Source organism: Hydrogenophaga sp. ANAO-22 (genome assembly GCF_042466645.1).
Lineage (GTDB): Bacteria > Pseudomonadota > Gammaproteobacteria > Burkholderiales > Burkholderiaceae_C > Hydrogenophaga.
Map to the genome: position 1 here is coordinate 39644 of NZ_CP159956.1, position 23266 is coordinate 62909.

Annotated in this window: 20 protein-coding genes; 2 read left to right on the forward strand and 18 right to left on the reverse strand. The window is 70.1% G+C overall.

What is annotated here, in order from left to right:
• Positions 1-20: 20 nt before the first annotated feature.
• Both ABSY19_RS00200 and ABSY19_RS00205 read right to left on the reverse strand, forming a co-directional pair.
• Complete coding sequence (locus tag ABSY19_RS00200) at positions 21-818, reverse strand: enoyl-CoA hydratase/isomerase family protein (protein ID WP_382157977.1); 798 nt, start codon at positions 816-818, stop codon at positions 21-23.
• 6 nt (positions 819-824) lie between these two features.
• Positions 825-1802 (reverse strand): Bug family tripartite tricarboxylate transporter substrate binding protein, encoded by a 978-nt coding sequence (locus tag ABSY19_RS00205; RefSeq protein WP_382157979.1) that lies wholly within the window; start codon positions 1800-1802, stop codon positions 825-827.
• Positions 1803-1915: 113 nt separating this feature from the next.
• On the opposite strand from ABSY19_RS00205, the gene ABSY19_RS00210 reads away from it, so the two are divergent.
• Positions 1916-2806 carry a LysR family transcriptional regulator gene (locus ABSY19_RS00210; RefSeq protein ID WP_382157981.1) on the forward strand — a complete coding sequence of 297 codons (891 nt, stop codon included), beginning with the start codon at positions 1916-1918 and terminating at the stop codon, positions 2804-2806.
• Between the two features lie 11 nt (positions 2807-2817).
• On the opposite strand, the gene ABSY19_RS00215 is transcribed toward ABSY19_RS00210, so the two are convergent.
• The 5 genes from ABSY19_RS00215 to ABSY19_RS00235 all read right to left on the reverse strand — a co-directional run bounded on the left by ABSY19_RS00215 (position 2818) and on the right by ABSY19_RS00235 (position 8566).
• Positions 2818-4776 (reverse strand): methyltransferase domain-containing protein, encoded by a 1959-nt coding sequence (locus ABSY19_RS00215; protein ID WP_382157983.1) that lies wholly within the window; start codon positions 4774-4776, stop codon positions 2818-2820.
• Between the two features lie 75 nt (positions 4777-4851).
• On the reverse strand, positions 4852-5655 hold the full coding sequence (locus tag ABSY19_RS00220; protein WP_382157985.1) for an enoyl-CoA hydratase-related protein: 804 nt from the start codon (positions 5653-5655) through the stop codon (positions 4852-4854).
• Positions 5652-6221, reverse strand: coding sequence for a DUF2889 domain-containing protein (locus tag ABSY19_RS00225; RefSeq protein ID WP_382157987.1), 570 nt, complete (start codon positions 6219-6221; stop codon positions 5652-5654). The genes ABSY19_RS00220 and ABSY19_RS00225 overlap by 4 nt, the downstream gene beginning before the upstream one ends.
• A gap of 1 nt (position 6222) precedes the next feature.
• Positions 6223-7389, reverse strand: coding sequence for a CaiB/BaiF CoA transferase family protein (locus ABSY19_RS00230; protein ID WP_382157989.1), 1167 nt, complete (start codon positions 7387-7389; stop codon positions 6223-6225).
• 16 nt (positions 7390-7405) lie between these two features.
• Positions 7406-8566, reverse strand: a complete 1161-nt coding sequence (locus tag ABSY19_RS00235) for an acyl-CoA dehydrogenase family protein (RefSeq protein ID WP_382157991.1) — start codon at positions 8564-8566, stop codon at positions 7406-7408.
• A gap of 127 nt (positions 8567-8693) precedes the next feature.
• On the opposite strand from ABSY19_RS00235, the gene ABSY19_RS00240 reads away from it, so the two are divergent.
• On the forward strand, positions 8694-9284 hold the full coding sequence (locus tag ABSY19_RS00240) for a TetR/AcrR family transcriptional regulator (protein ID WP_382157993.1): 591 nt from the start codon (positions 8694-8696) through the stop codon (positions 9282-9284).
• Positions 9285-9299: 15 nt separating this feature from the next.
• Here ABSY19_RS00240 and ABSY19_RS00245 read toward each other — a convergent pair whose 3' ends face one another.
• The 11 genes from ABSY19_RS00245 to ABSY19_RS00295 all read right to left on the reverse strand — a co-directional run bounded on the left by ABSY19_RS00245 (position 9300) and on the right by ABSY19_RS00295 (position 23263).
• On the reverse strand, positions 9300-10475 hold the full coding sequence (locus ABSY19_RS00245; protein ID WP_382157995.1) for an ABC transporter substrate-binding protein: 1176 nt from the start codon (positions 10473-10475) through the stop codon (positions 9300-9302).
• Positions 10476-10507: 32 nt separating this feature from the next.
• Complete coding sequence (locus tag ABSY19_RS00250; RefSeq protein ID WP_382157997.1) at positions 10508-12634, reverse strand: 3-hydroxyacyl-CoA dehydrogenase NAD-binding domain-containing protein; 2127 nt, start codon at positions 12632-12634, stop codon at positions 10508-10510.
• Between the two features lie 32 nt (positions 12635-12666).
• Positions 12667-13875 carry an acetyl-CoA C-acetyltransferase gene (locus tag ABSY19_RS00255; protein ID WP_382157999.1) on the reverse strand — a complete coding sequence of 403 codons (1209 nt, stop codon included), beginning with the start codon at positions 13873-13875 and terminating at the stop codon, positions 12667-12669.
• Between the two features lie 32 nt (positions 13876-13907).
• Positions 13908-14699 (reverse strand): enoyl-CoA hydratase/isomerase family protein, encoded by a 792-nt coding sequence (locus tag ABSY19_RS00260; protein ID WP_382158001.1) that lies wholly within the window; start codon positions 14697-14699, stop codon positions 13908-13910.
• A 110-nt stretch (positions 14700-14809) separates the two neighbouring features.
• The gene (locus ABSY19_RS00265; RefSeq protein ID WP_382158003.1) at positions 14810-15199 is read right to left on the reverse strand and encodes a hypothetical protein; all 390 of its coding nucleotides are present in this window, start codon (positions 15197-15199) and stop codon (positions 14810-14812) included.
• A gap of 9 nt (positions 15200-15208) precedes the next feature.
• A complete protein-coding gene (locus tag ABSY19_RS00270; protein WP_382158004.1) occupies positions 15209-16141 on the reverse strand; it encodes a hypothetical protein in 933 nt (310 codons plus the stop codon).
• A 194-nt stretch (positions 16142-16335) separates the two neighbouring features.
• Positions 16336-17064, reverse strand: coding sequence for an alpha/beta hydrolase (locus tag ABSY19_RS00275; protein WP_382158006.1), 729 nt, complete (start codon positions 17062-17064; stop codon positions 16336-16338).
• A 100-nt stretch (positions 17065-17164) separates the two neighbouring features.
• Positions 17165-18100 (reverse strand): helix-turn-helix domain-containing protein, encoded by a 936-nt coding sequence (locus tag ABSY19_RS00280; protein WP_382158008.1) that lies wholly within the window; start codon positions 18098-18100, stop codon positions 17165-17167.
• Positions 18101-18163: 63 nt separating this feature from the next.
• Positions 18164-19300, reverse strand: coding sequence for an acyl-CoA dehydrogenase family protein (locus ABSY19_RS00285; RefSeq protein WP_382158010.1), 1137 nt, complete (start codon positions 19298-19300; stop codon positions 18164-18166).
• 14 nt (positions 19301-19314) lie between these two features.
• Positions 19315-22074 carry a LuxR C-terminal-related transcriptional regulator gene (locus ABSY19_RS00290; protein ID WP_382158012.1) on the reverse strand — a complete coding sequence of 920 codons (2760 nt, stop codon included), beginning with the start codon at positions 22072-22074 and terminating at the stop codon, positions 19315-19317.
• A gap of 1 nt (position 22075) precedes the next feature.
• Positions 22076-23263 carry a lipid-transfer protein gene (locus ABSY19_RS00295; protein WP_382158014.1) on the reverse strand — a complete coding sequence of 396 codons (1188 nt, stop codon included), beginning with the start codon at positions 23261-23263 and terminating at the stop codon, positions 22076-22078.
• Positions 23264-23266 lie beyond the last annotated feature (3 nt).

Below are 23266 nucleotides of genomic sequence, written 5' to 3' on the forward strand. Positions count from 1 at the left end.
TCGTTGGCGGAAGGTGGGGATCAGCGGCCGCGCCACACAGGCGCGCGCTTCTCGAGAAAGGCCCGCACGCCTTCGCGGCGGTCCTCGCTGGTGTAGGGGCTGGGGCCGATTTCCATGCGCAGCGCGGCGGCCACCGGCATGTCCAGCGTCTTCAGGGCGTTGGCTTTCATGCGCCGCACGGACAGCGGCGCGTTCGACGCGATCCGCTGCGCCAGCGCCATGCTGCTGGCGAGCACCTGGTCTTCTTCCACCAGGGCGTTGAGCAGGCCGCTGTGCCATGCGCGCCCGGCGTCCATGGTGTCGCCCGTGCACAGCAGCTCCATCGCGAGCGCGGGCGCCACGCGCCGGGCCAGCATGACGGAGCCGAAGTTCGCGCCCAGGCCGATCCTGGCCTCTGGCAAGCCGAAGCGCGCACCCCAGTGGGACAGGCGGATGTCGCAGGCCAGCGCCAACTCGAAACCACCGGCCATCGCGCTTCCGTTGAGCGCGGCCACCACGGGCACCGGGCAGTCCAGCAGGACCTCGAACACCGTGCGCTCGATGCGCGCGTTCGGACCGCGCCACGGCGGGGCCTCGCCTTCGCTGGCGCGTTCGTCCTGCTGACCCATCTCCTTCAGGTCGGCGCCCGAGCAGAACACCGGACCTTCGCCCGTCAGGACCACACAGCGCGTGACCCCGTCTTCGCCCGCCGCCAGCACCGCCTCGGACAGCGCGTGGATCAGGGCCTTCGACAGCGCATTGCGGCGTTCCGGCCGGTTCAGCTTCAGGAGCAGCACATGCCCGTCGCGCGAAGCCAGCAGCACATTTTCATCGGCCATGCCGTGTCACTCCTGCTCCATGCCCGCGGCCTTGACGATGCGGGCCCAGAGCGCGATCTCCTTCTCTTGGAAGCGGGCGAACTGCTCGAGCGTCAAGGGATTGGGTTCGCTGCCGCTCTGGCGGAAGTAGCTGGGGTCGCTGACGATGGCCTCGCGCACCAGTTCGTTCAGGCGCCGCGCCACGGCCTCCGGCGCCTGCGCCGGCAGGTAGACGGCGGTCCAGGCGTACAGCTGGTAGTCGGTCAGGCCCTGTTCGGCGAAGGTGGGAATGTCGGGCGTGCTGCTCATGCGCTCCGCGCCGGTGGTGGCCAGGGCTTTCATCTTGCCGCTGCGGATGTTGGTCATCGCGTTCAGCCCGTCCGACCAGGTGAGGTCCACGCGCCCACCGGCGATGTCCGTCATGATCTGCGAGGGGCTCTGGTACGGCACGTGCAGCAGGTCCACACCGGCCAGCAGCTTGTAGAGCTCGCCACCGGCGCGGGCGGAGGCACTGGAACTGGCGAAGGTCAGGCTGCCTGGGCTCTTCTTCGCGAGCTCGGTCAGCTCCCGCGCGTTGTTGGCGGGGAAGTCCTTGCGGGCCAGCAGGACCGTGGCGCCCTTGCTGACGGTGGCGATGGGCGTGAAGTCCTTGACGGGGTCGTAGGGCAAGCGCTTGAACAACGCGGGGTTCGCGGCGTGCGTGGTCTGGGTGGTGACCAGGGCCGTGTAGCCGTCGCGCGGCGCCTTGGCGACAAAGCTCGCCGCCAGGAAGCCATTGCCGCCTGGCTTGTTTTCGATCACCACCGGCTGCCCCGTGACCTTGGTGATGTGGGCGCCCACGAAACGGGCCACGGTGTCGGTGGCGCTGCCGGCGGCGAAGGCCACCACGAAGCGGATCGGCTTGTTCGGGTACTTCTCGGCGTCGGCGAGCTGGGCGTGCGCATGGCCGGCCGCCAGCGCCAACAGCAGCGCGCCGGCGGTCGCGCGGAACGTGGAACGGATCATGTTTGTCTCCTGGGATGTATCGAACGCCAGGCCATTGTTGGGCGGCGCGCGCGCTGGGTAAATTGAATTCTTGGTGTACGCTGATAACCTTTGGTTAATCTCTCGTCGATGCCATGAACCTGCGCCAGATGGAAGTTTTTCGCCACGTCATGCAGACCGGATCGATCAAGGGCGCGGCCGAACTGCTGCACATCAGCCAGCCGGCCGTGAGCAAGCTGCTGGCCGGGGCCGAGCGCCGCAACGCGCTGCAGCTCTTCGCGCGCGTCAAGAACCGCCTGGTGCCCACGCCCGAAGCGCACCGGCTGTATGCCGAGGTCGAGCGGCTCTGGGAGCGCGTCGAACGCGTGCGCGATCTGTCCCACGAGCTCTCGAATCCCAGTGGGGGCACGCTGGTGGTCGGGGTGTCGGCGAGCCTGGGCGCCACGGTGGTGCCCACCGTCGTTCAGGAGCTGATCCGCATGACACCGCTGGCGGTGGTGCGCATCGAGCAACTGGTGCCGCATCTGCTGGTGCAATCGCTGCTCGACGGCACCACCGACATCGGCGTCACGATGGGCGTCCAGCCCCATCCGAGCCTCGAGCTTCTGTCCCGGTACCCTTGCGGCCTCGTCTGCGTCATGCCCAAGGGCCACCCGCTGTCGTCGCGGCGCTCCATCCGCGCCGCCGACCTGCGGGGGCAGCAGATCATTTCGTTCCCACAGTCCTTGAGCTACGGCATCTCGCCGCGCGACCTGTACGGCGAGTATGCGGAGGAAATCCGCGCCTCCGTGGAAGTGCGCTCAGGCCAGGCCGCCTGCTGGTACTGCCTGGCGGGCGCGGGCATCGCCGTGGTCGATGCGACCGCCGTCGCCGGCAAGGCGTTCCCGGGCCTGGTGTCGCTGCCCTACCGCTGCGAGGCGCAACTGGAAGCGCGCCTGATGCACCACGGCGAGCGCCCTCTCTCGCGCCTGGCCGAGCGGTTCTGCGACATCTTCAAGAGCACCTGGCCTCGCCTCATGGGCTGATCAACGCCGGCTCACGCGCGCTTCTGCACCCAGAACTGGTACATGCCGACGAAGGTCTCGGGGTGCTCGGTTTCGTACCGGTGCCACAGGCCCAGGTCGTGCGCCGCGCCTTCGTCGGGGAAGCGCGCGCGGAACCGCTGGCGCACCGTGGGCTCCACGTGCAGGCCCACGAAGTCCAGGCCCAGCCGGCGCAGCAGGGCCTGGATGTCGGGCAGCGTGGTGCGGTGCTCCTGCTCGTGGAACAGCAGGTCCCGGCAGGCACTGAGGCCGAAGAAGTCGCCAAAGGTGGTCAGCCGTTGGAGGGCTTCGGGGCCATCGCAGGCCATCAGCGCGGCGCGGGCATCGCGGATGCCGTCGGCCGTGGCCGGGAAACCGCGCTCGGCGATGAAGCGGCGCGCCGCCACCACCGGCGCGCGCGCCAGTTCGCTGTAGAGCCCGACCAGCATCAGGCCGCCCGGCCGCAGCAGCGGCAACAGGGCGCGCCAGCCCGCTTCGGGCTCGGCCAGGTGGTGCAGCACGCCGACCGATTCGATCAGGTCGAACCGCCGCTCGATCGCACCGAGCTGCAGGAGGTCGGCCTGCGCGTATTCGATGCGCGCCAGGCCCAGCGCCCGCGCCTGGCGCATCGCATACGCCAGGCTGCGGGCGCTCAGGTCGATCGCGAGCACCTGCGCGCCCCGGTAGTGGTTCGCGGTCTCGGTCGAGTGGCGCCCGGTGCCGCAGCCCGCGACCAGGATGTCGATGCTGCGGCGCTCGCCCAGGGGCTGGAAGCGCGCCTGAGGGACCTGCCCACGCAAGCGGTCGTCGAGCGACAAGGGCGCGGGGAACAGCGAAGGGCGCGTCCAGCGCGGGTAAGGGTTCTCCTCGTACTGCCGCCGCACGCGGCACGAGGTGTTTTCGCCGATGGCGGTCAGGCGCGGCAGGCGCTCGCGCAGGCGTTCTTCCTCCCGCACGCCGTCGATCTGCTGCCGCATCACGGCCCGCAGCGCCTCGGGCCACGGCCGGGCCGACAGCGCGTCGGCGTGGGCCAGGGTGTGCAGCGGCCGGTAGCTGGCCAGCGCCAGCAGCTCGTGCGCCTGCGGCAGGCCACCCGTGTCCAGCGTGGCGTTGATCCGGGCCTGGAGCTGCGCCAGCTGCCCGGTTTCGGGCCCGCTGCGGACCCACGCGTATTCGTTGATGAAGCACTGCCGCGCGAGCGCGCCCCGCAAGGCCCACAGACCTTCCTCAGGGGCAACGGGCGCCAGCGCTTCGGCCAGCAGCGCCGCGCGCGCCCGGGTCAGGCAACGCTCCAGCACCACGTCGCACACCGTGGCGCTCTCCAGCAGGGCCAGCAGCAGGCGGTCCTCGCACCAAGGCGCCAGGGCCTGCACCGCCATCGGGCCTTCCTGCGCGATGGCGCCCTGCAGGTGCGGCTCGCACAGGATCAGCGCGCTGGCCGCGCGCGCCAGCTCCTCGGGGCGCCGCCAGGCTTCGGCGATCGCGCGCGCGAGCACCGGCCGCAGGTGGCGCTGCGAGGTCTGGAGAGGCAGGCGCTGCAGGCATTCGGCCACGCCGATCTTCACTTCCACGGCCTCGTGGATCGACAGCGCCTGGAGGAAACAATCGAGCGCCCGCAGCGGCTGCCCCTGGCGGTTGAACACGACGCCGAGGTTGGCATGCGCCTGCAGAAAACCGGGCGCGATCGCGATCGCCTGGCGGTAGTGCACCGCGGCCTGGTCGAGCAGGCCCTGCTGCATGTGAAGCAGGCCGAGGTGGTAGTGGGCTTCGGGAAACCGGGGCCGGGCCAGCGTGGCGCGCGTGAGGTGGTCCAGCGCGGTCGCGGCGTCACCCGCCTCCAGAGCCCACAGGCCCATCCGGTGCAGCGCATCCGCCTGCGGCGCAGGCGCACCGCCGCCACCCGCCAGGCAGCAATGCTTGTGCTTCTTTCCGCTCAGGCACGGGCAAGGGTCGTTGCGCCCCGCTGTCTTCATGCTGTCTGTCTCCTCAGGGTGGCCGTCACACGGCGGCGGTTCCATCCCCTTTTTCTTCTTCTGGTCTTCCCGTGCTCAGAACCGGGGGGCGCGCTTCTCCAGAAAGGCGCGCACGCCTTCGGCAAAGGCAGGCCGATCCGCCAGTTCCATCTGGCGCTCGCGCTCCAGGGCCACCTGCTGTTCGAAGCTGTGGCTGCCGCCCTGTTCGTAGAGCCCGCGCACCTCGTGCACGGCATGGGCGGGCAGGCGGGCGAGTCGCTGCGCGAGCCGCAGGCTCTGGGCGGGCAACTCCGCGTCGTCCACGCAGGCCCAGATCAGTCCCCATTGCGCCGCGTCCTGGGCCGAGAGCCGATCGCCCAGCAGCGTCAGCCCGAGCGCGCGGGCGCGGCCCACCGCGCGGGGCAGCGTCCAGCTCGCGCCGAGGTCCGGCACCAGGCCCAGCGCCGGGGCGAACGGCAGGTAGAAAAACGCGGAGCGCGCCGCGATCACGATGTCGGCCGCCAGCGCCAGGCCCACACCGCCGCCGGCCGCCGCGCCGTTGACCGCGCACACCACCGGCACGCGCAGCGCGCGCAGGCCCGTCACGATCGGATTGCCCGCGTCGGCCATCATGTCGCCGATCGCGCGCCCGGCGCTGGTGCCGCCATGGGCCGGGCGGTCGGGATCGAAATCGGACAGCTTGGCGCCCGAGCAGAAGGCCTTGCCGCTGCCGGTGAGGATCAGGGCGCGCACGGAAGCGTCCTCGCGCACCCGCTCCAGCGCCCGCAGGCAGCCCTGCCGCATGCCCACGCTGATCGGGTTCATCTGCGCGGCTTCGTTGAGGGTCAGGGTGGCGATGCCATCGGCCACCTCGAACAGCACGGCGGGTGCGCCACTCATGTCGGGTCTCCTCCGGCCTTGCCGGTGTATTGCTCGGGGAAATGCAGGCGCACGATCTCGCCGTCGGTCTTCAGCGCGTGGCAGCCGCCCAGGGGCGAGTTGCGGTGCTCGGGCTGCTCGCGGTCGGTCACGTCGTCCGCGCCGCTCCACAGCATCTGGAAGGCGGTGGTGGCCATGGGCGGCAGCAGCTCGGTCATGTGGGTGCAGCCCAGCTCGGCCCGGAACAGGCGCTTGGCCACCAGGATGAAGCCGGGTTGGATGCGCTGCCCGATCAGGCGGCGGTAGCTCTCGGTGATGGCGCCGCACACGGCGTGCGGCCCCTCCACCGTGTGCGCCTCCACGCCGTGGATCAGCCGGTCGCGGTCGATGGTCAGGCACAGGCTCATGTGGTGGATGGGCTGGTTCTCCCCCACGCTCTTTTCTTCCAGCTCGATCGGGAACGGTTTGGTGTCGATCAGCGTGCCCACGATGTCGAAGAGCCCGTCGTCGCGCTCGAAGCCTTCGCAGTGGATGCGCCGCAGGTGCACCTGGCGGCGCGTCACCGGGGGCGGCGGCGTGCCGGCCATCTCAGTCCGGCGCCCCGTGCGCCACACCGGCGGCCACCAGCGCGTCGATCTCGGCGTCGCTGCGCCCGAGCGAGCGCAGGATGTCCCGGCTGTCGCGGCCGATCGCGGGCGCGGCCGGCGGCAGCTTGCTGGGTGTGCGGTCGAAGCGCGGCGCGGGCGCGGGTTGCACCGCCCCGCCCTGCGCCACGAAGGTGCCGCGCGCGCGGTTGTGCGGGTGCGCCGGCGCCTCGGCCATGCTGAGCACGGGCGCCACGCAGGCGTCGCTGCCTTCGAGCAGCTCGCACCAGGCGTCGCGGCTCTTCTGCAGGAACAGCGCCGCCAGCTTCTCGCGCAGCGCGGGCCACTCGGCGCGCTCCCACTGCCGCGCGAAGTGAGCATCCGTGATGCCGCACTTCTCCAGCAGCAGCCGGTAGAACTGCGGCTCGATCGCGCCGACCGACAGGTAGCGCCCGTCCGCACAAAGGTAGTTGCCGTAGAAATGCGCCGAGCCGTCGAGGAAGTTGCTCGCCCGCTCCTCGTGCCAGAAGCCCTTGGCCTGCAGGCCATACTGCGCGGCCATCAACACGGCGGCGCCGTCGGTGATGGCCGCGTCCACCACCTGGCCCTGGCCCGAGCGCTGCGCTTCATAGAGCGCGGCGACCACGCCAAGCGCCAGCAGCATGCCGCCACCGCCGTAGTCGCCCACCAGGTTCAGCGGCACGGCGGGTGGCCGGTCGGCCGGGCCCATGGCGTGCACCGCGCCCGAGAGCGCGATGTAGTTCAGATCGTGACCGGCGGCCTGGGCCAGCGGCCCGGTCTGGCCCCAGCCGGTCATGCGGCCGTAGACCAGCTTCGGGTTGCGCGCCAGGCAGTCCTTCGGGCCGACGCCGAGTTTTTCGGTCACGCCCGGGCGAAAGCCCTCGATCAGGATGTCGGCCTTGTCCACGAGCCCCAGCACGGTCTCCACCGCGCGCGGGTCTTTCATGTTGAGGGCGATGGAGCGGCGCCCCCGGTCCACCACGCTGTCGTTGCGCATCAGCGCCTCGAGCGCGCTGCCGCCGCCAGGTGGGGGCATGCGGTCGATCCGGATCACCTCGGCCCCCATGTCGGCCAGCATCATGCCGGCGAAGGGGCCGGGGCCGATGCCCGCGAGTTCGATGACGGTGACGCCGTGCAGAGGTCCGCTCATGGTGCGTGGTCCCCGCTCACATGCGCTTGGCGACTTCTTCGAGCATCACCTCGGTGGCGCCGCCCCCGATGGTGAGGATGCGCGCGTCGCGCGCCATGCGCTCGACCGGCGTGCCGATCATGTAGCCGGTGCCGCCGTGCAGCTGCAGGCAGGTGTGCACCACCTCCTGCAGGGTCTCGGCGGCGAAGCACTTGAGCATGGAGACCTCGCGCACGATGTCCTTGCCCTCGTCGATCATCTGCGCGCACTGGTAGGTGAGCGAGCGCACGGCCGCCGTCTTCGAGGCCATCCAGGCCAGCTTGTTGCGCACCACCTGCTGGTCCCACAGCGACTTGCCGAAGGCCTGGCGCTGCTTCACGTACTCCACCGTCAGCTCGATGGCGCGCGAGGCCGTGCCCGAACTGAGCGCGCCGATCACCAGGCGCTCGTTCTGGAAGGTGCTCATGATGTAGTAGAAGCCCTTGCCCTCCTCGCCCAGCAGCGCGTCGTGCGGCACGTGCAGGTCTTCCAGGTAGAGCTCGGCCGTGTCGGACGAACGCCAGCCATGCTTGTCCAGCTTGCGCGCGATCTTCAGGCCCGGGTTGCCCTTCTCCACGATGAACAGCGACAGGCCCTTGCTGCCCTTGGCGTGCGGGTCGGTGCGCGCGGCCACGATGTAGATGTCGCCGAACACCGCGTTGGTGATGAACATCTTGGAGCCGTTGATCACCCAGCCGCTGTCGGTGCGCTCGGCGCGCGTCTTCAGGCCCGCCACGTCGGAGCCGGCGTGCGCTTCGGTCACGCAGATCACGCCCACCTTCTCGCCCGCGCAGGCCGCCGGCAGGTAGCGCTGCTTCTGCTCGTGCGTGCCGCGGTGCGCGATGTGCGAGAGCGACATGTCGCTGTGGACCGTGAGCGCGGAGGCCACGCCGCCGTAGGTCGAGCGCGAGAGTTCCTCGCCCAGCACCAGCGAGGACAGGGCCCCCAGGCCGCCGCCGCCGTACTCGACCGGGTGGCGCATGCCCAGGAAGCCCATCGCGCCCAGGTCGGTGAAGACATGGCGCGGAATCTCGCCGCTGGCCTCCCAGGCGTCGCCGTTGGGGACGATCACCTCGTCCACATAGCGGCGCAGCTGCTCGCGCACCATGCGCAGGTCCTCGTCGACGATGTCGGGTTCGCTGAAGTAAGGCAGGGTCATGGAAACGGTCTCCAAAGGGTTCTGCCACTATTATAGACCGACACGTCGGGTTATTTAAAGCCCTGGGCGCAAGGCGGGCGGGGAAATTCAACGGGGTACACTCTCAGGCCTCTGAGAGGAAACAGACATGCCACGCGTGCGATCCGACGACTACGACGCCAAGAGCCAATCCATCATGGACAGCGCCGCCGCGCTTTTTGCGAAGGTGGGCTACCCCAACGCCAAGATGCAGGACATCGCGCAGGCCTGCGGCGCGACCAAGTCCATGCTCTACCACTACTTCCCGACCAAGGACGACCTGCTCAGCGCCATGCTGACGGAGCACCTGGAACGGGTGATCGCCAGCGTGGACGAGGCCGTGGCCGGCGACCGGCCGGTGAAGGAGCGTTTCGCCGCCTTCGTGCAGACCTACGCGCAGAAGTCGGCGCAATCGCGCCGCCGCCACGTCATCGCGATGAACGACGTGAAGTTCCTGCCCAAGGCCATGCAGACGCCGCTGCGCCAGCTGGAGAAGAAGGTGACCGACCAGGTGGCCGACCTGCTGCGCGAACTCCACCCCGGGCTGGAAGACGGCGTCTACAAGCCCTACGCGATGATGCTGCTGGGCATGCTGAACTGGACCGACTACTGGTACCGGCCCGGCGGCCCGATGAAGTCCGACGAACTCTGCGAGCGCATCACGCGCCTGTTCCTGCTCGGCTTCATGGCCGAGAAGTAGGCCCCGGCCCTCGGTTCATTTCATCATCTGGTCGTAGTCGAGCACGACCTTCCAGCGCCCGTTCTGGATCTGCGAGAGCCGCGCCTCGCTGGTGGCCAGGTGGCTGGTGGGCGACCAGCTCATCGCCGGCATGCCGAACATGTCGCTCGGCACCTTGAGCGACTCCAGCGTCTTCGCCAGCGAATCGGTGCTCACCGCCGGGCCGTTCTTCTGCAGCGCGGTCGCCAGCCGGTCGATGATCACGTAGCCATAGGTCGAGAACACGGTGGGGTTCTCGTTGTAGGCGGTCTTGTACTTGTTGGCCCAGAAACGCAGCGGCTGCGAGGCGTCGTCCTCGTAGGGCACCTGCGCCATCATGGTCGAGTACAGGCCGTCCATGCCCTTGCCGCCCAGGCGCGGAATCAGGTCGGTGTAGGCGCCCACCGAGGTCAGGAAGGTCGGGTTGTAGCCCAGCTTGCGCGACTCGGCGATGGCACCCACGGTCTCGCGGATCACCGTGCCCAGCACCACGAAGTCGCAGTTGGCCGCGCGCAGGCGCGCCACCTGCGAAGAGAAATCGGTCGCGCCGCGCTTGTAGGTGGTGCGCTCGGCGAATTCCACGTTGATGCTCTTGAGCCCGATCTCGGCGCCCTTCATCACCTCCTGGCCGTAGTCGTCGTCCTGGTACAGGGTGCAGGCCTTGGTGGCGTTCTTTTCCTTGTACAGGCGCGGCGTGGCGCGCGTCATCTGCTCGATGTAGGAAGAAACAAAAGCGAACTTGAGCTTGTCCACCGGTTCGTACATGTCCTTGGCCAGCGCCATGGGGAAGAAGTTCATCACGTTCTTCTGCGCCAGCGTGGGCATGGCCGCGTTGGCGCTGGCCGCGCCCAGCATGCCGACCATCACGAACACCTTGTCCTGGTTCACCAGCTTCTGCGCGGCGAGCACGGCGCGCTTGGGGTCGTAGCCGTTGTCTTCCACCCGCAGCGCGAGCTTGCGGCCGTGCACCCCGCCCTGCTCGTTCACCTCGGCGATGCGCAGGTTCATGCCGTTGCGCAGGTCCTTGCCGTAGCCCGCGAGCGGGCCGGAGAGGTCGAGGATGGAGCCGATGAGCAACTGGTCCTTGCTCACGCCTTGCTGCTGGGCCAGGGCCGGCCAGGCCAGCGCCGCCAGGGACACGGCGGCCAATGGGATCAGGTGGCGGTGCTTCATCTCTTGTCTCCTGCAGGGGTGGTTGAAGGGAATCAGATCGCGTGGTAGCGGCCGTTCGCTGCGGCCATGTCGCGCAGCGCCTGGGGCGCCTCGAAGCGCGCGCCGTGCCGTTTGGCCAGGCGGTCGCATTCGGCCACGAAGCGGGCCGCGCCCACCATGTCGATGTGGCTGATGGCGCCGCCGAGCACGGCCGGGAAACCCCAGCCCAGCAGGGAGCCCACGTCGGCGTCGCGCGTGCTCACGATGCCCTCGGCCACGCAGCGCGCGGCCTCCAGCGACTGCGAGTACATGAGGCGCTTGCGCACGTCGTCCAGGCTGGGCTGTTCCTCCGCCAGCGGGAAGCGCTGCGCCAGGCCCGGCCAGAGCTTCTTGCCACCCTCGGCGGGGTGGTCGTAGAAGCCCTTGCCGGCCTTGCGGCCCGGGCGGCCCAGCTCGTCCACCATGGCGACCAGCACCTCGTCCTGCGGCTGCTCGCGGTAAGCGGCGCCCTGGTCGATGCGGCCCTGTTTCATCGCCTTGTGCAGCAGCTCGACCGAGAACTCGTCGATCAGCGCCAGCGGCGGCATGGGCATGCCGGCCAGGCGCCCGGCGTTCTCGATCAGGTTCGGGTTCACGCCCTCGGCCAGCATGGTCATGGCCTCGAAGGGGTACATGCCGAAGGCGCGGTTGGCGTAGAAGGCCGGGCAGTCGTTGACCACGATGGGCGTCTTGCGGATGCGCTTGACGAAGTCCATCGCGTGCGCCACGGCGGCCTCGCCGGTCCTCTCGCCGCGGATCACCTCGACCAGCGGCATTTTCTCCACCGGCGAGAAGAAGTGCAGGCCCACGAACGACGCGGGGCGCGACGAGACCTCGGCCAGGCCGGTGATGGCCAGCGTGGAGGTGTTGGTGGCGAAGATCGCGTCGGCGTCCATCGCGGCCTCGGCGCGGCGCGTCACGTCGGCCTTGACCGCGCGGTCCTCGAACACCGCCTCGATCACGATGCCGCAGCCCGCGAGTTCGGCCATGTCGGTGGTGGTCTTCACGCGCGCCAGGGTCTGATCGCGTTGCGTGGCGTCCAGCCGGCCCTTGGCCACCTGGCCGTCGAGGAACTTCGCGCCGTAGGCCTTGCCTTTCTCGGCGGCCTCCAGGCTCACGTCCAGCAGCACCGTCTCCAGCCCGGCCACCGAGCACACATGGGCCAGGCCCGCGCCCATCATGCCGGCGCCCAGCACCGCCACCTTGCCGAACTTGCGCGGCGGCACGTCCTTCGGCCGGCCCGCCAGTCGGTTCGCGTCGCCCATGGCGTAGAACAGCGTGCGGATCATGTTCTTGGTTTCGGGCGAGGTCGCCAGGCGCGCGAACTGGCGCTGCTCGATGCGCAGGCCGGTGTCGATGTCCACCTGGCAGCCGTCGTACACGCTGGCCAGAATGGCCTCGGGCGCCGGGTACAGCGCCTGCGTCTTGCTCAGCAGGTGGCCGGAGACGCCGAAAAACACCTGCGTGGGCCCGGGCGACTGCGGCGTGCCGCCGGGGAATTTGTAGCCCTTGGCATCCCAGGGTTTGACGGTGGCGCTCGCGCCCTCGTTCAGCAGCCATTGTTTCGCGCGCGCCAGCAGCTCGGCCGCCGGCACCACCTCGTCCACGATGCCCGCCTCCAGCGCTTTCTGCGGCCCGACCTTGCGGCCCTCCAGCAGGTAGGGCAAGGCGGCCTTGATGCCGATCATGCGCGGCAGGCGCTGCGTGCCGCCGGCGGCGGGCAGCAGGCCCAGCGTCACCTCGGGCACGCCAAGCTGCAGCCTGGCGTCGTCCACGGCGATGCGGCGGTGGCAGGCCAGGCAGACCTCCAGCCCGCCGCCCAGCGCCGTGCCGTTGATGGCGGCCACGAAGGGCTTGCCCGAGGTCTCGATGCGGCGCAGCGTGGCGCTCAGCGGCCCGGTGATGTCCATGGACTGTTGCGCGCTCGAGATGGTGCGGATGAATTCCAGATCACCGCCGGCCAGGAACTCGGGCCGCGCCGAGGCCACGATCACGCCGCGCACGGCCGCGTCCGCCACCGCGCGGCTCACCGCCGCGCCGAAGGCACCGATCGAGTCCGTGTTCAACACGTTCATCGGCCGGTCGGCCACGTTCCACGTCAGGGTCGCGATGCCGTCCGCGTCCACCGTGTAATCCACCATTGTTTCGCTCCAGTTGCTTGTTGTTGTGGCGCTCAGACGCGCTCGATGACCATGACGGAACCCATGCCGCCGCCCACGCACATGGTGACCACGCCGGTGCTCAGGTTGCGCCGCTCCAGCTCGTCGAGCAGGGTGCCGAGCAGCATGCCGCCGGTGGCGCCCAGCGGGTGGCCCATGGCGATGGCGCCGCCGTTGACGTTGACGCGGTCGTGCGGCACGTCCAGCACCTCCATGAAGCGCAGCACGACGGAGGCGAAGGCCTCGTTGCACTCGAACAGGTCCACGTCGCGCGCGTTCATGCCGGCGCGCTTGAGCGCGGCCTGCGCGGCCGGCGCCGGGCCGGTGAGCATGATGGTGGGCTCGGTGGACACGGTGCCGAAGGCGCGCACGCGGGCGCGCGGTTTCAGGCCCTGCGCGGCCGCCGCTTCCTTCGTGCCGATGAGCACGGCCGAGGCGCCGTCCACGATGCCCGAGGAGTTGCCCGCGTGGTGGATGTGTTCGATGCCGCCGAGCTGCGGGTAGCGGTGCAGCGCCAGCGCATCGAAGCCCATCTTCTCGCCCTGCGCGGTGAACGAGGGCTCCAGCTTGGCCAGCGTGTCCATCGTGGTGTCGCCGCGCACGTGCTCGTCGCGCGCCAGGATCACCAGGCCATTGAGGTCGCGCACCGGCACCACGGAGCGGTCGAAGTAACCCTCGCGCCAGGCCTGGGCCGCGCGGCGCTGGCTCTCGACCGCGTAGGCGTCCGCGTCCTGGCGGCTGTAGCCATAGAGCGTGGAGATCAGGTCGGCCGAGATGCCCTGCGGCACGATGCGGTTGGGAATGGTGAGCTGCGGGTCGGTGATCCACGGGCCGCCCGAGGTGAACATGGGCACGCGCGACATGCTCTCCACGCCGCCGCCAATCACCAGCTCGGCCTGGCCGGACTTCACCAGCGCGGACGCGAAGTTGCAGGCCTCCAGGCCCGAGCCGCAGAAGCGGTTGATCTGGATGCCGGGCACCGCCTGGTCGTAGCCGGCGGCGAACACCGCGCTCTTGGCGATGTCGGCCGCCTGCTCCTGCACCGGCTCGACGCAGCCCAGGATCACGTCGTTCAACTGCGAGGTGTCCAGGCCGTGCCGGTCGCGCAGCGCGGCGAGCAGGCCCCCGGCCAGGCGCGCCGAAGGCACCTCGTGCAGACCGCCGCTGGCGCGGCCCCGGCCGCGCGGGGTGCGCACGGCGTCAAGAATGTAGGCTTCCGTCATATTGAAAGAATGGGTTGGGAGATGGGCGCCGTTCAGCGCCCCTGGAACACGGCCGGGCGGCGCTGCTGGAAGGCGGCGATGCCCTCCTTCAGGTCGGCGGTGGCGAACACCTGGGCCAGCTGGCGGCCCTCGTGGGCGAACATGGCGTCGAAGTCACCGCCCTGCAGCAGGATCGCTTTCGACAGGCGCAGCGCCTGCGTCGGCCCGGCGGCGATGGCCAACGCGGTCTTCGCCACCTCGGCGGCGAGCTGCTCGCGCGGCAGCGCGTGGTTGATCAGACCCAGGCGCGCGGCCTCGGCGCCGCTCAACAGGCGGCCGGTGTAGATGAGCTCGGCCGCCAGCGGGTGGCCCAGGCGGCTCAGCAAGAAGTGGTGGGTGCCGCTGTCGGGCACCATGCCGATGTGGCGGAACGGGCTGCCGAACAGCGCCCCGTCCTCGGCAAAACACAGGTCGCAGCACAGCGCCAGGCCGAAGCCGAAGCCCAGCGCCGGGCCGGTCACGGCAGAGATGGTGGGCACGGGCAGCTCGCGCAGGCGGCGGCAGAACGGGCCGACCACGTCCGCGATCAGGGCCATGGGGTCGTCGGCCGCCGGGTCGATGGAGCCGATGTCCCAGCCGGCGGAAAACACCGCGCCGGCGCCCTGGATCACCAGGCAGCGCGCGCCGCTGGCGAGCGCCTCGTCCAGCAGCGCGCCCAGGCGCAACACGTCGGCGGTGCGGAAGGTGTTTTTGGGTTGCGCGAGGTCCAGCACCAGGGTGGCGACGGTGCCTTCGGTGCGCAGGGTGATGCCCGTGGCGAGGCGGGTGGCAGTGGCGGTTGACATGCCTGCCACTCTGCCAGCGGGGCCGGCCCGGAATATCGTCGCCTCGGACGATTCAGAGGGCGGCCCAGACCCGTCGCTGCAAATCTCGTTGAACTGAACCGCTTGTCAGGTCAGCGTTTGAGCCGCAGGCAAACGAAATATGCAAGGGCCGCCGCCACGCCCGCCACGATGATGGCGTAAGCGGCGATTCCAAGATAGAGCGCGACAGGCGGCGGCACTTTGCCGTCGAGGTGATAGTAAAAAAGACCGAAGTAGTAGATGAAAGCCAGCCCAAACACCCCCACGACAATGCGCGAGGCGCTGCGGAATCGGCTGTGGAGTTGCCGAGGGTTGGGTGGGTCGACAGAAGCCAGGAGGAGCGTCGCCAGGACAGCAACCAAGGTAGTCCCAAGTGCTGCCCAGCGCAGTTCCGTCTCCAGACCGAACAGCGTGGGGATGGCCTGGGCAACGACCACCGACGCGGCGACCAAGAGTGACTTGAGGAACTTGACTGGCGCCATGCTTGCTCGCTACCTGACATCAGTGACCGTCGCGTACCGAAACGCGATTCTCACAACATTGTTCGAGTCAACCACAACGACTGGCTCGTAACGCACCGATGTTGCCTCGGCGCCGTGCGACAGTTCGAATGACATCTCGCCTGCAGACTTTCCCTCTGTCGTCAGGACGATAAAGTCTCCGGCGCCGATGAATTCGTTGAGGCGCTTGATGTCTTCGTCCTTCAGGCGAAATCGCTTGAGGAGGGCCTGGCTAGAGACAACTTCGATTCGCCCCTTCGATGAAAATTGACGCGCTTGTAGATTTTCCAGCAGGCGCCGGCGCGCTGAGGGACTGTGCGCGGCAAGCTTCAGGGCGACCACGCCAACGTTTTCCTTCCACTTCACAAGGTATCGCTTGTTTTTGCCCTTGTTCATCAGCACGACTTCCACGGTGGCTTCGGCGTCCGGAAGCCCTCTTTCCATGTTAGAGACGCCCACTGCACTCTCGCGACCGCTGAAGATGCGACTGGGGAGCGAATCGGCGGCGTTGATGCCCTTTCCGCCCGCCCGGTAGGCCAATGCAGTTGTCACCTTGTCGAAGCCGTACGCAATCCTGGATTCGTCCTTCGTCCAGACGCTTGGCCCCGGCAACGTACCTACATCGCAAGTCTTTGGCTGCAGCGGGTGCATGAGGCTGTTTGCCATAAACCGCTCCCACTTGTATGCAAGACCGTCCGCTCCGCGGTTGCAGATTTCGTAGACGAGCTTCGGCTGGTTGGTGGCTCTGTCCACGGCAGAGAGATACGCGAACCGCTGCTCTTGAGTGGCCCCTTCGTTTTCCCCAGTCAGCGGGCCGTCATCGGGTCTTGTCGGCGACGCTGCGGATGTGCCCGCGACATCTGCAGCCATCGTGGGCAACGCAGGCATTGCCAACGCAGCGAGCAACACGGATCGACAAAGCATTACCGGCTCCTCCGGGCCATGGTTCGATGCAGCCCGGAACGATTCTCGTACAGGCCAGCCGTTTACACCATCTCAACCGCCTCACAAGTCCCGAGCGATCCGCTCCCAGCACGAAGCGCGTGTGCTGGAAGTCGGCCACCGCCTGCCCCAAGGCCTTGCGCTCGCGCCCTTGGCGCCAGCGACGTTACCCCTGTCTAGTCGCGCCCGGCCGCGATGATCGCCTGCGCCAGTTCCGCCGGGCGCGTGAACCAGGCCTCATGGCTGCCGGGCGCCTCGAGATAGCGGAACAGGCCCAGCCGCTCCGACAGCCGGGGGTGCCACGGCAGGCTGGCCGGCAGCGCCACGTCCAGCACGCAGTTCAGGTACGACTTGCCGACCGGCAGCGCGGCCAAAGGCTGGCTGAGGGCCGAGGGCTCGGTGAAGGTGCGGTAGGGGTGGGGATTGAGCTTGGCGTAGGCGGCCTGGGCCAGCGCGAGGTCGGCATCGTTGATGAAGGCCTCGCGCCAGATCTCGAACGGCAGCATCACGGCCTGCCCGTTCGCGCCGGCGATCTGGTCGAACAGCGCCTTGTAGTGCGGCGGCACCAGGTCGTTGAGGCACTCGCCCGGCTGCGGCACGAAAGCGTTCACGTAGACCAGGCGCGCCAGGCGCGGCAGCAGCCGCTCGGCCGCGCCGGATATGACCATGCCGCCGTAGCTGTGGCCGACCAGGCGCACCTCTTTCAGGTCGCGGCTTTCGATGTCGCTCACCAGCGAGGCCACCGCCTCCGCCAGGCCCACGGCGGCGCGGTCGTCGCCCGGCCGGTTGCCGGCCAGCGTGGGGCAGTGCACGGTGTGGCCGGCCGCGCGCAGGTGCCCGGCGGTGGCTTCGAGTTCGGCGCCGGTGTGCCAGGCGCCATGGACGAGGACGTAGGTATCGGACATGGGGGTCTCCTGTGAAAGTGCAGCGCACTGTAGGCCGCGCCCGCGGCGGTGGATGGCCGCAGCCCGCCAGGCCCATGGCCGCTGACGGCCCGCGAAGGCCTCAGCGCTGGCGGCGCAGGGCGCCCGGCGTGTGCCCCGTGGCGTGGCGGAACGCGCGCACGAAATGCGAGGGGTCGAGCAGGCCCACGCGGCGGCCGATTTCGGCGACCGTGAGGCGGTCGAAGCGCGGATCGGCCAGCAGGCGGCGCGCGCTGTCCATGCGGCAGGCCATGAGCTGCTGGGCGAACGTGTGCCGGTGCGCGGCCAGCGCGCGGTGCAGGCTGCGCTCGCCGATGCCCAGGCCGGCGGCCACGGCGGCGGCGGTGAGCCCGGGCTCGGCGTGGCGCTCACGCACCGCGTCGGCGATGCGCGCGGCCAGGCCGGGGCGGGCCGGCGGCGCCTCGGTGCCGGCGCCCAGTGCCAGCAACGCACCGAGCTGATCGGCCAGCAGCGCCGCTGGCAGCGGTGGCGCCAGCGCCAGCTCGGGCTGCAACTGGCGCGCGAAGGCCGAGAGCGCGGCGCCGAAGCCGCTTCGGCCATCCAGTGCGCGCCCGCAGGCGGCCGCCGGGTCGGGCAGCCAGCGCTCGACCCAGTCCGAGGGCAGTTGCAGGGAGATGGTGTCGCAACGGGTGTCGAAGTGGAATTCGTACCGGCGGCGCGAATCGACCAGCAGGCAGTCGCCCGGCGCCAGCCGCGTGCCGCGCGCCTCCTGGGCGCCGGCCCAGGGCTCATCGGTCTTGCAGAGCAGGTAGAAGTAGTTCGGCCCGCCGCGCGACAGGTGCCGGGGCGTGCGGTAGACGTCCTGCGCGCTGCCCTCGACGCGGTTGAGCTGCAGCTCGCCCAGCGCGGCCGAGGTCAGCGCGGCCTCGAAGCGCTGCGGCGCGCGGCTGCGCACGTCCATCGCCAGAAAGCCTTCGCAGACCGCGTCCACCCAGTAGTCCAGGGACCGCCCGTGGGAAGCGGCCTCGGTGCTCCAGCGGCGCAGCGGGGTGTTCATGGCGCCAAGCATGGCACGCCCGCGCCCCGGCAGGCAAGCCCGGAAAACCCGCCTTCGAGGGCCTTACAGGTCGCGGGCGATCAGCTCTTTCATGATCTCGTTGGTGCCGCCGTAGATGCGCTGCGCCCGCGCGTCCACATAGGCGCGCGCGATCGGGTACTCGGCCATGAAGCCGTAGCCGCCGTGCAGCTGCACGCAGGCGTCCACCACCTTGCCCTGCAGATCGGTCGTCCAGTACTTGGCCATGGAGGCGGCCTGCGCGTCCAGCGTGCCGCGCAGCAGCAGCGCCAGGCAGTGGTCGACGAAGGTTCGGCCGATCTGGATCTCGGTCTTGAGCTCGGCCAGCACGAAGCGCGTGTGCTGGAAATCGGCCACCGCCTGCCCGAAGGCCTTGCGCTCGCGCACGTAGTCCAGCGTCCAGCGGTAGGCCGCTTCGGCGGCGGCAATCGCCGAGATGGCGATCTGCAGCCGCTCCCAGGGCAGCTCGCGCATGAGGTAGGCGAAGCCCTGGTTCTCCTCGCCCAGCAGGGCGTCGGCCGGCACGCGCACGTTCTCGAAGAACAGCTCGCCCGTGTCCTGCGACTTCAGGCCCATCTTCTTGAGCGGCTGGCCCTTGCGCACGCCGGGCAAGCGGGTGTCCACCGCCAGCAGGCTCACACCCTTGGCGCCGGCGGCCGGGTCGGTCTTGGCGACCACGATCACCAGGTCGCACACGGTGGCGTTGGAGATGAAGGTCTTGGAGCCGTTGAGCACGAACCCATCGCCCTCGCGCACCGCCGCCGTGCGCACGGCCTTCACGTCCGAGCCCGCGCCGGGTTCGGTCATGGCCAGCGCGCCGATCACCTCGCCCGTGACCATGCGCGGCAGCCAGCGCTTCTGCAGGTGTTCGCCCGCGAAGTGCAGCAGGTAGTTGGTGACGATCTCCGAGTGCATGGTGAGCGAGAGGCCGAAGTTGCTGTACGGCGCCGCCTCTTCCAGCAGCACGGCGGAGTACAGCAGGTCGGCGCCCGGCCCGCCCAGGGCCTCGGGCACGGTGGGGCACAGCAGGCCGGCCGCGCCGGCCGCCTCGAAGAAGCCGTGCTCGAAGCCGCCGCGCGCCTCCCAGTGTTCGATCTGCGGCGCCACCTCGGCCTGCAGGAAGCGGCGCACCGTCTCGCGGAAGAGTTCGTGTTCGGGTTGGAAGATCTCGCGTTGCATCATGGGGAGGAGCTTTCTCAGGCCAGCCAGCCCGCGCGCCGGGCGACCTGCACGGCCTCCATGCGGTTGCGGGTGTCGAGTTTCACGTTGATGTTGCGCAGGTGGGTGCGGATGGTGGTTTCGGCCACGAACATGCGCTCGCCGATCTGGTCGTTGGACAGGCCTTCGGCCACCAGGCGCAGCACCTGCAGTTCCTTTTTGGTCAGCGCGTCGATGGCGCTGGCCGAGGGCGTCGCCGCGCCGGCCACGGCGGGCGGCGGCAGCGGCACCACGGGCGCGCGCAGCAGGCGGTCCAGGAAGGCGATCGGCGCGCCGCCGTCCGCGTCGAGCAGGTCGGTCGGCCCGCTGCGCAGCTCCTGCAGCATCAGCAGCAGCAGCGGCCCCTCCACCAGGAAGGCGCGCACATAACCTTCGGCGGCGCCGAAGCACACGGCCTTGGCCAGCACGCGCATGGCGCGGTTGCGCTCGCCCAGCTTGTACTGGGCCTGCGCCAGCACCAGGCGCAGCGTCATGGCGCGGCGCTCGCGCTGGGCGCGTTCGGCCGCGTCCACCTCGGCGCGCAGTTCGGCCACCACCTCGGCCGCGTGCCCGGCCTGCACGGCCCAGCGCGCGTGCGCCAGCGCCAGCGTCTCCACCTCGTTGGCGCGCAGCGATGAGCGGCTCACGCGCGCCCACAGCGCCTTGTCGCCGCAGTGGTCGATCTCGGCGCGCGCGCGGCCCAGCCGGCCTTCGGTCACCAGCATGCGCACGCGCTCCAGCCGCGCGCCGGCCACCACGCGCGGCAGGCCGTCGCGGTGGCCCAGGTGCTCCAGCTCGGCCAGCAGTTGCAGCGCGTGGTCGCTGTCGCCCTGGTCCTGCGCGATGCGCGCCATCACCACGTGGGCCAGGATCAGCTGGTCCGGAATGCCCACATGGCGGATCAGCGGGATGTAGACCGCCAGCAGGCGCTCGGCCTGGTCGAGCTGGTCGGCCTCGAACAGGGCCTCGGCCAGCAGCACGCCGGCCATGGCGTTGCCGTTGGTGGTTCGCCCGGCGTCGTGCGTGCCGGCGTTGACCGCCAGCCGCAGGCGCGCGAGCGCCTTGCGCAGCCGGCCCTGCGTGAGGTCCACCGCCGCCTCGGCGGCTTCGGAAAGCGTGAAGTTGAAGCTGCTGCGGTGCTCGGGCTGGCGGCTGCGCGCGGCGTCGGCGTAGCGCAGCGCCTCGTGGTAGCGACCCGCGATCATCGCCAGGTTGGCCAGGATGATCTCCAGGAAACCGCGCACGAAGCTCACGTGGCTGGGCAGCGCGCCCAGCAGGGCCGAGGCCAGTTCGGTCGCCTCGTCGGTGCGGTCGGTCAGCACCATGAAGAGCGGCTTCATCGCGAGGCGGTGCGCCCTCACCTCCTCGTCCGGGTCGGCGCGGCGCTCCAGCCGTTCCAGCAGGGGCGCGGCCGCCAGCGGGCCGCGCGCGAAGCACACGGCCCAGGCGTGCACCACCTGCAGCATGGGGTGTTCGTCGAGCAGGCCGCGCTCCAGCAGCGGGTCCAGCCAGCGCGAAAGCAGGCGCATGCGGCCCTGGTCCAGCAGGGCCTGCGCGTGCTGGTTCAGCAGCGGCAGCGCGGTGCGCACGTCGCCGGCGGCCAGCGCGTGTTCGATGGCGGGCACCGGCCGGCCCTGGCCGAGGAACCAGCGCGCCGCGGCGCGGTGCAGGCCGGGCACCTCGTCCGGGTACTGGCGCAGCAGCTGCGCGCGCAGGAACTCGGCGAACATGCCGTGGTAGCGGTAGCCGCTGCCCTCGGGCTGCAGCGGGATCAGGAACAGGTGCGCCTGCTCCAGCGAGCGCAGCATGGCGGCGCTGTCCTCGCGCCCGCAGATCAGGTTGCACAGCGAGGCGTTGAGCACGGCGAGCACGCTGGAGCGCAGCAGGAAACCGCGCACGTCCTCGGTCTGGCGCGCCAGCACGTCTTCCACCAGGTAGTCCACCACGGCGGCGTTGGAGCCGGTGAAGCCGGCGATGAATTGGCCCGGGTGGTCGCGGTGCTCGAGCGACACCGAGGCCAGCCACAGCGCCGCCGCCCAGCCCTCGGTGCTGCGGTGCAGGCGCACGATGTCTTCGCTCTCCAGCACCAGGCCGCGCCGCTCGCGCAGAAAACCCTCGGTCTCGCTGACCGAGAAGCGCAGCTGCGCCGGGTCGATCTCCAGCAGGCGGCCGCGCGCGCGCAGCCGGCCCAGGCTCAGCTCGGGCGCGCCGCGCGAACCCACGATGAGCTGGGCGCCGCGCGGCAGCTGGTCGATGAGTTCGTTCACCAGGCCCAGCGCCACCGGGTTCTGCAAGGCCTCGAAGTCGTCGAGGAAGAGCGCGAACGGCGCGGGGTGCGCCGCCACGTGGTCGATCACCGAGAAGGCCAGCTCCTCCAGGTTGCCCACGGGCGCGCCGCGCGCGCGCGCCAGGCCGGGCACCAGCGGTTCGAGCGCGGCGGCCAGCACGGTGAGGAAGCGGCCCACGTCGTTGTCCGCCCGGTCCAGCGTGAGCCAGGCGGTGGGCAGACCGGCCTCTTCGAAGCGGTGGCGCACCTGCAGCATCACCGTGGTCTTGCCGAAACCCGCCGGCGCGCGCAGCAGCACCAGCCGCGCCGAGCCGGCGCTGAAGATCTTCTCGCCGACCTCGGCGCGCACGATCTCGAAAGCCGTGGGCAGCGGCGGGTTGAGCTTGGCCGCCAGCGGCGAGCCGCGCGCGGCCTCGTCCACGGCCTCGGTCGCCGTGCTCACCAGTCTCAGTCGCGCGCCTTCGGTGGCCATGTCAACCCGTCCTTGAATACATGGTAACGACGCAGGCGCCGCCGAGGCCCAGGTTGTGTTGCAAGGCCACTTTCGCGCCATCCACCTGGCGCGCACCGGCCTGCCCACGCAGCTGCCACACCAGCTCGGCGCACTGCGCCAGCCCGGTCGCGCCCAGCGGATGCCCCTTGGACAGCAGGCCGCCCGAGGGGTTGGTGACCACACGGCCACCGTAGGTGTTGTCGCCGTCCAGGATGAAGCGCTCGGCCCCGCCCTCTTCCACCAGGCCCAGGGCCTCGTAGGTGATGAGCTCGTTGCTGGTGAAGCAGTCGTGCAGCTCGACCACCGGCACGTCGCCCGGGCCGATGCCGGATTGTTCGTACACGCGCTGGGCCGCGCGGCGCGTCATGTCGAAGCCGACCAGCTTGCGCATGTCGTTCTCGTCGAAGCTGCTGTTGCCGTCGGTCACCAGCGCCTGCCCCGCGATGCGCACCTGGCGACTGAGCCCGTGCTTTTTCGCGAAGGCCTCGGAGCACAGCACCGCCGCCGCGCCGCCGCAGCTCGGCGGGCAACATTGCAGCCGCGTCAAAGGGTCGAACACCGAGGGCGAGGCCAGCACCTGGTCCAGCGTGAGCGGGTCGCGGAAGATGGCGTTGGGGTTGTTCGCCGCGTGCCGGCGCGCCTTCACCGCGATGCGCGCGAAGGTGTCGGCCCGCGTGCCGTAGAGCTGCATGTGCATGCGGCCCGCGCCGCCGAAGAGCTGCGCGGCGATCGGCGCGGCCTCGTCGCGGCCCTGGGTGTCGGCCATCACGTCGAGCAGGCGCTGCGAGGGGTCGGGCCGGTCGGTGAAGTGCGCCGCCAGCGCGCCGCGCTGCATCTGCTCGAAGCCCACCACCAGCACGCACTCGGCCTCGCCGCTGGCGATGGCCTGGCGGCCCAGCCAGAGCGCGGTGGAGCCGGTGGCGCAGTTGTTGTTGACGTTGACGACGGGGATGCCGGTCAGGCCCACGTGGTAGGCCGCCGCCTGGCCGCAGCAGGAGTCGCCGTAGACGAAGCCGGCGCAGAGCTGGTCGACCGACTGGTAGTCCACCCCCGCGTCGGCCAGCGCGGCCTTGATGGCCGCCGCGCCCAGCAAGGGGTAGGGGTCGCCGGCGCCGGGCTTGGTGAAGGGCACCATGCCCACGCCCGTCACAAACACGTTGCGGCTCATGGG

Bases quoted from the DNA above. Each gene is read 5' to 3' on its own strand.
- ABSY19_RS00200 (WP_382157977.1), bottom strand. From the start codon at position 818: ATGGCCGATGAAAATGTGCTGCTGGCTTCGCGCGACGGGCATGTGCTG.
- ABSY19_RS00205 (WP_382157979.1), bottom strand. From the start codon at position 1,802: ATGATCCGTTCCACGTTCCGCGCGACCGCCGGCGCGCTGCTGTTGGCG.
- ABSY19_RS00210 (WP_382157981.1), top strand. From the start codon at position 1,916: ATGAACCTGCGCCAGATGGAAGTTTTTCGCCACGTCATGCAGACCGGA.
- ABSY19_RS00215 (WP_382157983.1), bottom strand. From the start codon at position 4,776: ATGAAGACAGCGGGGCGCAACGACCCTTGCCCGTGCCTGAGCGGAAAG.
- ABSY19_RS00220 (WP_382157985.1), bottom strand. From the start codon at position 5,655: ATGAGTGGCGCACCCGCCGTGCTGTTCGAGGTGGCCGATGGCATCGCC.
- ABSY19_RS00225 (WP_382157987.1), bottom strand. From the start codon at position 6,221: ATGGCCGGCACGCCGCCGCCCCCGGTGACGCGCCGCCAGGTGCACCTG.
- ABSY19_RS00230 (WP_382157989.1), bottom strand. From the start codon at position 7,389: ATGAGCGGACCTCTGCACGGCGTCACCGTCATCGAACTCGCGGGCATC.
- ABSY19_RS00235 (WP_382157991.1), bottom strand. From the start codon at position 8,566: ATGACCCTGCCTTACTTCAGCGAACCCGACATCGTCGACGAGGACCTG.
- ABSY19_RS00240 (WP_382157993.1), top strand. From the start codon at position 8,694: ATGCCACGCGTGCGATCCGACGACTACGACGCCAAGAGCCAATCCATC.
- ABSY19_RS00245 (WP_382157995.1), bottom strand. From the start codon at position 10,475: ATGAAGCACCGCCACCTGATCCCATTGGCCGCCGTGTCCCTGGCGGCG.
- ABSY19_RS00250 (WP_382157997.1), bottom strand. From the start codon at position 12,634: ATGGTGGATTACACGGTGGACGCGGACGGCATCGCGACCCTGACGTGG.
- ABSY19_RS00255 (WP_382157999.1), bottom strand. From the start codon at position 13,875: ATGACGGAAGCCTACATTCTTGACGCCGTGCGCACCCCGCGCGGCCGG.
- ABSY19_RS00260 (WP_382158001.1), bottom strand. From the start codon at position 14,699: ATGTCAACCGCCACTGCCACCCGCCTCGCCACGGGCATCACCCTGCGC.
- ABSY19_RS00265 (WP_382158003.1), bottom strand. From the start codon at position 15,199: ATGGCGCCAGTCAAGTTCCTCAAGTCACTCTTGGTCGCCGCGTCGGTG.
- ABSY19_RS00270 (WP_382158004.1), bottom strand. From the start codon at position 16,141: ATGCTTTGTCGATCCGTGTTGCTCGCTGCGTTGGCAATGCCTGCGTTG.
- ABSY19_RS00275 (WP_382158006.1), bottom strand. From the start codon at position 17,064: ATGTCCGATACCTACGTCCTCGTCCATGGCGCCTGGCACACCGGCGCC.
- ABSY19_RS00280 (WP_382158008.1), bottom strand. From the start codon at position 18,100: ATGAACACCCCGCTGCGCCGCTGGAGCACCGAGGCCGCTTCCCACGGG.
- ABSY19_RS00285 (WP_382158010.1), bottom strand. From the start codon at position 19,300: ATGATGCAACGCGAGATCTTCCAACCCGAACACGAACTCTTCCGCGAG.
- ABSY19_RS00290 (WP_382158012.1), bottom strand. From the start codon at position 22,074: ATGGCCACCGAAGGCGCGCGACTGAGACTGGTGAGCACGGCGACCGAG.
- ABSY19_RS00295 (WP_382158014.1), bottom strand. From the start codon at position 23,263: ATGAGCCGCAACGTGTTTGTGACGGGCGTGGGCATGGTGCCCTTCACC.